Source organism: Arthrobacter sp. H41 (genome assembly GCF_000520535.1).
GTDB lineage: Bacteria > Actinomycetota > Actinomycetes > Actinomycetales > Micrococcaceae > Arthrobacter_D.
In genome coordinates this window covers 20,873-25,885 of sequence record NZ_KI914782.1, presented here as the reverse complement: position 1 = coordinate 25,885, position 5,013 = coordinate 20,873, and the positions used below count along the sequence as shown (strand labels likewise).

Genomic DNA, 5,013 nt, shown 5'->3' with positions numbered 1-5,013 from the left:
GGCCGTGCGCCACTGGGGACGGCTCGGGTATCCCCGCCGGGCGCTCCGCCTGCACGCTGCAGCGAGCGCGATGGTGGACCTTCACGAGGGCGCCGTCCCTTCGGATTACGACACGCTCCTCACCCTGCCGGGCGTGGGGAGCTACACCGCCGCCGCCGTCGCCGCTTTCGCCTTCGGTTCGCGCGAAACGGTTGTCGACACGAACATCCGCCGGGTCCACGCACGACTGCTGGGGGGCAAGGCACTGCCGGCACCGGCCCTTACGGCCGCCGAGATGCGGCGAGCCCTCGCACTCCTGCCCGACGACGACGCCCTCTCCGTGCGCTGGAACGCCGGTGTCATGGAACTGGGAGCCGTGGTGTGCACCGCGCGTTCGCCGCGCTGTGAAGCCTGTCCCGTCCTTGGATCCTGCGCCTGGGTTGCCGCAGGCCGGCCGGAACCGGACTACGTCCCCCGGGGACAGGCCTGGGCCGGCACGGACCGGCAGGTGCGCGGCGCCATCCTGGCCGTCCTGCGCGAAGCCGAGGACTGCATCATGCCGGATCTGCTGCTGAGCGGGCCCGTGGACCTGGCACACCCTCCGGCGAACTACAGCAGCACAGCCCTCGACCGCCTGCACCGCCTGCACGCTCCGACCGAGCAGCTCGAGCGCTCCCTCGCCGGCCTGCTGGCGGACGGCCTGGCCGAGGAGACCGGTGACGGAGTCCGCCTGCCGCGGTGAACTCGGGCGGGAGGCTATGCAGGTTCCCCGAATCCTGACACCACTGCCGCTTCGATCAGGTCGATTGCCGCCCGTGCATCCGGACCGGAGGCTTCGGCCGTGACTTCCCTGCCCTGTCCCAAACCGAGGCTCATGAGCAGCATCACCGATTTCGCGTCCACCCCGTTGATGGTGATCTCCGCATCGAGGTCCAGAAGGCCTGACGCCAGGAACGCGGCGGGCCGGGCATGGAGCCCCATCTGGTTGGGAAGGGTCCATGAGCCGCCGGCGGTCGGTGCGCCCGAAGGGTCCGAGGGGTTCCGTGGAGAACCAGGCACGGCGGCTTCATGCGTGACGAAGGGCTCCAGCCCCTCCGGGTCGATCGAGACGACAGCACCTTCCGCAGCCCTCAGCACTTCCTCGAGCGGGGCGCCCCCCTGCGCCTGGACAGCCGCCGCGACGGCTCCCTCGACCAGGGCGGCCTGCGCCAGGCGCACCTTTTCCCGCTGCTCAGGGTCCAGGAATTCCAGCGCCATCTCGGCGGTCATGACGGCCGAGCCGAGGTCGGTGAGAATCACGACGCCGCTGCCGCTGTCCGCGCTCTCGATACCCTGCTGGACCTTTTCGAAGCTCGTACCGATCCGCGCTACACCCGTTCCACCGTCCATACCGCCCGCTGCGACCAGAACGACGTCGGGCGCCATCTGGGCGGCCAACTCGCACACTCCCTCAGCGATCTTCTCGCTGTGGGAGACGATCACGAGTCCCACGTTGGCCGCTGCGCCGCCGGACGTACCGCTCACAGGTTCACGCTGCCTGCCGCCACTGCCGCCGCCTGGAGGATCATGGCGGTCGACACTGCTCCCGGGTCACGGTGGTTGGCGCTCCGCTCGCCCAGATAGCTTGCGCGGCCCTTCCGCGCGACCAGCGGCTCGGTAGCAACCGCTCCCGCGTGCGCCGCGTTGGCTGCAGCAGACAAGACCTCCCCGGCGCTCGCTCCGGCGGCCGCCGCGGTGCGGGCGGATTCAACAGCCGGGGTCCACGCGTCGATCATCGTCTTGTCGCCTACTTCGGCTTTCCCCCGGGCCACCACGCCGTCGCGTGCGGCTTCGAGCATCGCCGCCGCCTCATGCGGGCCTACCTCGACGGCGTCCCCCAGCGCCTTGGCCGCGCGCAGGAAAGCCGTCCCGTAGAGCGGCCCGGCAGCGCCGCCGACCGTCGACATCAGCGTCATCGCCGCATTCTTCAGCACCTCGCCGGGAGTGGCCGGATCCTCACCGGCGTCGAGTTTGGCGACCACCGCGCTGAACCCGCGGTCGAGGTTCTCGCCGTGGTCGGCGTCCCCGATGGCGCGGTCGAGATCGATGAGCAGCGCGCGGTTCTCGGCAACGACCTCAGCGGCTCCGCGAAGCCATGCGACTGCCCATTCCGTGGATAACGTCACCGCTAGGCCCCCCAGCGCAGGGCTGCGGTATGGACCGGTGAGTCCCACAACTCCACCAGCTCGTCGTCGAGCCGCAGGACCGAGATCGAGGCTCCCTGCATCTCGAGCGCGGTGATGTAGTTGCCGACGAGCGACCGCTCCACCTTCACGCCCTGTGCCTCGAGCAGTTCGACGGTTTTGCGGAAGACGATGTAGAGCTCACTTGCCGGGGTTCCGCCCATGCCGTTGACCATGAGCAGTACGCGGTCGCCTGCCGTGAGCGCGAGGTCTGCAGTGATCGGTTCGAGCAGGCGCGCCGTGATGCCGTCGGCGTCCTCCATGGCGATGCGGTGCCGGCCGGGTTCGCCGTGGATGCCGATACCGATCTCAATCTCATCCTCCGCGAGGTCGAAACTCGGTACGCCGGCGTGCGGGACGGTGCACGCCGCGAGTGCCACGCCCATGGACCTCACGTTGTCGACAACCCGCTGGGCGACGGCGGCGACGGCGTCGAGGTCGTCGCCACGCTCGGCCGCGGCTCCCGCGAGCCTCTCGACGAAGACGGTACCCCCGACTCCACGCCGGCCCGCCGTATACAGGGAATCCTCAACGGCGACGTCGTCGTTCACCAGCACCGAACGGACAGTCACGCCCTCCTCTTCGGCCAGTTCGGCGGCGGTCTCGAAATTGAGGACGTCACCGGTGTAGTTCTTGACGATGTGAAGTACTCCTGCACCTCCGTCGACGGCGATGGTGGCAGGGAGGATCTGGTCGGGCGTGGGGGACGTGAACATGGCCCCGGGAACGGCCGCGTCGAGCATTCCGCGCCCTACGTACCCGGCGTGCAGCGGCTCATGGCCGCTTCCGCCACCCGAGACGAGGCCTACCTTGCCGCTGACCGGGGAGTCCTTCCGGGTGATGAACAGGGGCTCGGGATGAACGGTCACGAGATCGGCATGAGCACGCCCGAAACCCTCGACGGATTCGGCGACCACTGCCCGGGGACTATTGATGAGCTTCTTCACGACGGCACGCTCCTATGGCTGCGAACAGGAAAGGCCTGCGGAACCGCCTCGGACCGCACCGGCCAAGCCAAACGATACCCTCGGCTTTCCCGCATTCCTAGGGCGCACGGCTTCCGAGGGCGTGCGACGGCGGCGGCAGTGCCACACTGTTAACGCGCCTGCGGGAGGCACCCGGTGATGGGCGCCTCCCGCAGGTCTACTTCTCGAACTATCTGCAGTCGAAGGAGGTGCTACTTGTCCTTCTTGAAAGCATCCTTGATGTTCTCGCCTGCATCCTTGAGGCTGGACTTGGCCTGGTCTCCATGACCCTCGGCCTCCATGCTCTCGTTGCCGGTGGCCTTGCCGAAGCCTTCCTTGGCCTTGCCGCCGAGGTCTTCGCTCTTGTTTCCGATCTTGTCATCCAAACCCATAAGTGGATCCTTTCGCTCGGTGTGCGGACTGCGGTTCCCGCAGTCCAACCGCATCGCTGGGATGCTAAGCAGTCTTACTATATCCAGATCCTGGCTGTCATTTCCACCCCCGACCAGGGCTTGCAGCCCGCCTGGAAGCCTGCGGCGCCTGCTACAGGTGCCGAATCATCCGCGTGTTGCCGAGGGTGTTCGGTTTGACGCGGGCCAGGTCGAGGAACTCTGCCACGCCCTCGTCGTGGGAGCGGAGGAGCTCCGAGTAGATCTGGGGATCCACTGCCGACTGGTCCGCCATGACCTCGAAACCGTGCCGGGCGAAGAACTGCACCTCGAAGGTCAGGCAGAACACGCGCTTCACCCCGAAGTTCCTGGCGTCCTCGATGAGCTGCTCGAGGATCCCCCGCCCGATCCCCTGGCCCTGGGCTGCGGTGGCCAGTGTGCGCACCTCGGCGAGGTCCTCCCACATGATGTGCAGGGCACCGCACCCCAGCACCTCTCCGTCCGCACCCTCGGCGATCCGGAATTCCTGGAGCCCCTCGTAGTACGCGACGGTTTCCTTCGCCATGAGGATCCGCTGATCCGCCAGCGGCGCCACCAGCGCCTTGATGGCAGGGACATCGGACGTCCGGGCGTGGCGCAGGGTGTAGTCGGGGCTCATTCGCACAAGTCTACAAAGTCCGGCGTGCCTACAGTCCCAGTTCGGCCGGGAGTTCCTTCTCCTCACCCAGAACATGCCGGACAAGGAATGCTTCGACGACGCCGTACCAGACCTTCGCATGCTGGGGCTTGAGGATCCAATGGTTCTCGTCCGGGAAGTAGAGGAACCGGTGGACGGTGGTGCCGTCGTCGTCCGCCGGAAGCTTCGAGGCTGACAACAGTTCGTACCACAGCCGAAGGCCCTCTCCGATGGGAACCCGGTAATCCTTGTCACCGTGGATGACGAGCATCGGCGTGTTGATGTTGCCGACGGAGTGGTGCGGCGAGTTGTCCCGCAGCATGTCGGGAGTCATCTCCTGCTTCCAGTAGTAGGCCGCGTCGGTTGTGGGACCGAACTGGTCGAGCGCCCACAGGCTCGCGTGGGTGACGATCGCCGCGAAGCGGTCGGTGTGGCCGGCCACCCAGTTCGCCATGTACCCGCCGAAGGAACCGCCCATTGCCGCGATGCGGCTCTCGTCGATGTCGGCCCGCTGCACCAGCGCATCAGTTGCGGCCATGAGGTCCGTATAGGGGGCTTTGCCCCACTGGCCCCAGCCACGGTCGATCATGTGCTGCCCGTAGCCCGTGGACAGGGCCGGATCGGGAAGGAGCACTGCGTAGCCCTGTGCCGCGAGCAGCCACGGGGACCAGCGCCACGTCCACGCGTTCCAGGAACCGAGCGGCCCGCCGTGGATCCACAGCAGTGCCGGAACCGGCGACGCGTCCGAGGCGCCCTTCGGCAGGACCAGCCACGACCTCACC

Annotated in this window: 7 protein-coding genes; 1 reads left to right on the top strand and 6 read right to left on the bottom strand. The window is 67.6% G+C overall.

Annotated features, from left to right (window positions below; all coding sequences use genetic code 11):
* Positions 1-721: HhH-GPD family protein (locus Y705_RS18000; RefSeq protein ID WP_049822379.1), on the top strand; the 721-nt coding region annotated here is incomplete at its 5' end.
* A gap of 14 nt (positions 722-735) precedes the next feature.
* On the opposite strand, the gene dhaM is transcribed toward Y705_RS18000, so the two are convergent.
* The 6 genes from dhaM to Y705_RS17995 form a co-directional block, all read right to left on the bottom strand.
* Entirely contained in the window at positions 736-1,503 is a 768-nt protein-coding gene (gene dhaM, locus Y705_RS0106600) for a dihydroxyacetone kinase phosphoryl donor subunit DhaM (RefSeq protein WP_026532281.1), read from the bottom strand.
* A complete protein-coding gene (gene dhaL, locus Y705_RS0106595) occupies positions 1,500-2,144 on the bottom strand; it encodes a dihydroxyacetone kinase subunit DhaL (protein ID WP_026532280.1) in 645 nt (214 codons plus the stop codon). The genes dhaM and dhaL overlap by 4 nt, the downstream gene beginning before the upstream one ends.
* A 2-nt stretch (positions 2,145-2,146) precedes the next feature.
* Positions 2,147-3,148, bottom strand: coding sequence for a dihydroxyacetone kinase subunit DhaK (gene dhaK, locus Y705_RS0106590; RefSeq protein ID WP_026532279.1), 1,002 nt, complete (start codon positions 3,146-3,148; stop codon positions 2,147-2,149).
* A gap of 230 nt (positions 3,149-3,378) precedes the next feature.
* On the bottom strand, positions 3,379-3,558 hold the full coding sequence (locus tag Y705_RS0106585) for a CsbD family protein (RefSeq protein WP_026532278.1): 180 nt from the start codon (positions 3,556-3,558) through the stop codon (positions 3,379-3,381).
* A gap of 151 nt (positions 3,559-3,709) precedes the next feature.
* The gene (locus Y705_RS0106580; RefSeq protein WP_026532277.1) at positions 3,710-4,213 is read right to left on the bottom strand and encodes an amino-acid N-acetyltransferase; all 504 of its coding nucleotides are present in this window, start codon (positions 4,211-4,213) and stop codon (positions 3,710-3,712) included.
* Positions 4,214-4,241: 28 nt separating this feature from the next.
* Positions 4,242-5,013: alpha/beta hydrolase family protein (locus Y705_RS17995; RefSeq protein ID WP_155849961.1), on the bottom strand; the 772-nt coding region annotated here is incomplete at its 5' end.